Genomic DNA, 3725 nt, shown 5'->3' on the forward strand with positions numbered 1-3725 from the left:
ACGCAGCAGAACGCGGCCCTGGTGGAAGAAGCCGCGGCAGCCGCCCAGTCGATGCAGGAGCAGGCCGGCAGCCTGGTGCAGACCGTGAGCGTGTTCAGGCTCGCCGCTTGAGGCCCAGGTCCCCCTTCAGCTTCGGCCGCCGCTGCCGATAAACAGGAAAGGGCCCGGCCACCGCGCCGCCGCCCGTCCAGAACAAACATCTCTACAGGTAAAGCCCCATGTCGATGTTCTATACCGGCCTGACCGGCCTGAGCGTGGCACGCAGCGCGCTCATGACCACGGCTCACAACACGGCCAACGTGTACACGACCGGCTACAGCCGCCAGACCTCCGTGATCGCCACCAACAGCGCGATCGGCCTGGCCTCCGGCTTCGTCGGCACCGGCGCCCGCGTCACCACGGTGGCGCGCAGCTACGACGCGTACCTCACCTCCCAGCTCAACGGCGCCGAGGCTTCGGGCGCGGCACTGGCCAGCTACAACGCGCAGATCAGCCGTATCGACTCGCTGCTGGCCGACAAGACCTCCGGCCTCACGCCGCTGATGCAGAGCTTCTTCGCCGGCGTGCAGGGCGTGGCCAACACGCCGGCCGACCCGGCGGCTCGCCAGCAGCTCATCAGCGCCGCGCAGTCGCTGGCCAACAAGTTCCGCGCCACCGACCAGTACCTGAGCGACCTCAACACCTCGGTCAACGAGCAGATCCAGGGCAGCGTGGGCGAGATCAACACCTACGCCAAGCAGATTGCCACACTCAACCACCAGATCGGCCAGATGAGCGCCGTGGCCGGCGGCCAGCCGCCCAACGACCTGCTGGACCAGCGCGACCAGCTGGTCAACGAGCTGGGCAAGCTGGTGGACGTGAAGGTGCTGGAGCAGGACGGCGGCAAGTACAACGTCTTCATCGGCAACGGCCAGTCGCTGGTGCTGGGCGACCAGGCGATGTCGCTCAAGGCCGGCCCCTCGGCGGCCGACCCGACGCGCACGGCGCTGTCGCTGGTGGGCATCAACGGCACGGCCACCGAGCTGGCCGACAGCGTGTTCAGCGGCGGCTCGATCGGCGGCCTGATGGCCTTCCGCAACGAGACGCTCAGCACCTCGCAGAACGCCATCGGCCGCCTGGCCATCGCGCTCACCAGCACCTTCGACGAGCAGCACAAGCTGGGCGTCGACCTCAACGGCGTGCTGGGCACCGACTTCTTCTCGAAGGCCGCGCCGGGCGTGTTCACCAACGCCCACAACAGCGGCGACATGGTCATCGGCGCCAGCATCGCCGACCCCTCGCAGCTGAGCATCAGCGACTACTCGGTGGAGGTGAAGGACGTGGCGGGCACGCTGACCTACTCGGTGACGCGGCTCACCGACAAGCAGGTGATCGGCAACTACACCACCTTTCCCATCAGCTTCGACGGAGTGAACCTCAGCGTGGACAGCGGCACGGCCCAGGCCGGCGACCGCTTCCTGGTGCAGCCCACGCGCACCGGCGCGCGCGACGTCGACGTGCTGGTGCTCGACCCGGCCAAGGTGGCCGCGGCCTCGCCGCTGATCGCCGGCAACACCGCCGGCAACCAGGGCAGCGGCGCGCTGGGCGCGCCCACGGTCGACGCGGGCTACCTGGCCACGCCGCTGGCAGCGCCGGTGACCCTGAGCTACGACGCCGCGGCCGGCACGCTCGGCGGCTTTCCGGCGACCGCCGCCGTGACCGTGACCCTGGCCGACGGAACGTCGACCACCTACGCGGCCGGCGCTGCCGTGCCCTACACCGCAGGCGCCTCGATGAGCTTCGACGGCATCACCGTCAAGATGACCGGCGCCCCGGCCGACGGCGACACCTTCACCATCCAGAAGAACGCCGGCGGCGTCTCCGACGGCAGCAACGCGCTGCTGCTGGGCGCGCTGCAGAAGAAGGCCGTCATGGATGGCGGCACCTCCACCTTCGGCAGTGCCTTTGCGCAGCTGGTGAGCGCGGTGGGCAACCGCACCATGGAGATCCGCACCGCAGAGGCCACGCAGACCAGCGTGACGGAACAGATCCGCGCCAGCCGCGACTCGATCTCGGGCGTGAACCAGGACGAGGAAACCGCCAACCTGCTGATGTACCAGCAGATGTACCAGGCGAACGCCAAGGTCATCCAGACCGCGTCGGACATGTTCGCCGCCATTCTCGGCATCAGCGGCTAAGAGCGCCGCGGGCCCAACCACTTCCAGGAGTCGCGATGCGCATCGGCACCCAATCCTTCTACAACCAGAGCATGAACGGCATCGGTTCGCAGCAGCAGCAGCTGTTCCGCATCCAACAGAAGCTCTCCGCCGGCACCAAGTTCCTGACCCCGGCCGACGACCCGGTGGCTGCGGCACGCGCGCTCGGCGTTTCGGACACGCTCGCGCAGTCCTCGCAGTACGCGACCAGCCGCGACCGCGCGACGCTCTCGCTGTCGCGGGAGGAGGACGCGCTCAAGTCCGCCACCGAGATCCTGCAGAACGTCAAGACCCTGGTGGTGCAGGCCGGCAACGGCACGCTGTCCGATGCCGACCGCGGCTCGCTGGCCACCGCCATCCAGAGCAACATCGACCAGCTGGTGAACGTGGCCAACGCCGACGACGGCAACGGCCAGTTCCTGTTCGCCGGCTTCAAGAGCGCCAGCCCGCCCTTCGTGCGGCAGACCGGCGGCGGCGTCCAGTTCATGGGCGACCAGGGGCAGCGCCTGATCCAGATCGATGTCTCGCGGCAGATGGCCATCACCGACGACGGCCGCAGCGTGTTTCAGTCGGTGCAGGGCAGCGCGGGCTACGTCACCAGTGCGAGCGCCGCCAACACCGGTTCGGGCGTGTTCGGCGCAGTCGGCGTGACCGATGCCACGGCGCCGCTCTACGGCAAGGACTTCAGCATCGGCTTCGCCGGCGGCAACTACACGGTGACGACCAACGACACGCCGCCCGTGGTGGCGGCCACCGGCGCCTTCACGGCCGGCACGCCGATCAGCTTCGGCGGCGTGCAGATCAGCATGAGCGGCACGCCGGCCGACGGCGACACCTTCCAGGTCGCCACCGCCCGGAACGCCGGCACCGACATCTTCGCGGCCCTCGGCGACGTGGTGAGCGCGCTGCGCCAGCCCATCTCCGGCGGCGGTGCAGGCGCGCAGGCCGCGCTGCAGAACGCGCTCTCGACGGCCAACGTGAAGATCACCAATGCGCACGACAACGTGCTGACCGTTCGCTCCTCCGTCGGCTCGCGCATGAACGAGATCGATGCGCTCGACGCCGCCGGGGGGGCGCGCGACCTGATCGACAAGGCGTATCTCTCGGACCTGCAGGATCTGGACCCGGCGGCGGCGATCTCGGAATTCCTGCAGCGCCAGACTTCGCTGCAGGCGACGCAGCAGACCTTTGCGCGCCTGCATGGGATTGCGTTGTTCAACTACCTGTGAGCCTGGGCATCACGCTGCGGCGGGCGTTGCGTGCGTTCCGAGAGCCGGTGCCGCTTGGCGGGACTGGCTCCGTCACTCGAAGCTGACGCGCGTGGCGATGAGCACGCCGTTCACGACCCGCGAGCCCTCGATGTTGACCTTGACCCCATTGCCCAGGTTCGCCACCGTTCCGTTCACGAACACCACGGCCGGGTCGCTGGCATCGACGGGCTGGCCCTTCACTCGGAAACTCGCCGCCGAGCTGAAGTTGCCGATGGCACCGATCAGGTTGAAGGACGCGGGTCCGCCGGTGCCCGGCACG

The 3725-nt window shown here is 68.9% G+C and carries 3 protein-coding genes; 2 read left to right on the forward strand and 1 reads right to left on the reverse strand.

Features of this window, described 5'->3' with window-relative positions:
- Positions 1 to 218 precede the first annotated feature (218 nt).
- Together flgK and flgL are read left to right on the forward strand one after the other, a co-directional pair.
- A complete protein-coding gene (gene flgK / locus AC3A6X_RS36300; RefSeq protein ID WP_487846697.1) occupies positions 219 to 2177 on the forward strand; it encodes a flagellar hook-associated protein FlgK in 1959 nt (652 codons plus the stop codon).
- 35 nt (positions 2178 to 2212) lie between these two features.
- A complete protein-coding gene (gene flgL / locus AC3A6X_RS36305) occupies positions 2213 to 3424 on the forward strand; it encodes a flagellar hook-associated protein FlgL (RefSeq protein ID WP_487846698.1) in 1212 nt (403 codons plus the stop codon).
- Between the two features lie 72 nt (positions 3425 to 3496).
- Here flgL and AC3A6X_RS36310 read toward each other — a convergent pair.
- Positions 3497 to 3725: DUF5666 domain-containing protein (locus AC3A6X_RS36310; RefSeq protein ID WP_487846699.1), on the reverse strand; the 229-nt coding region annotated here is incomplete at its 5' end.

It is taken from the genome of Variovorax sp. Soil_C_12, from assembly GCF_057657375.1.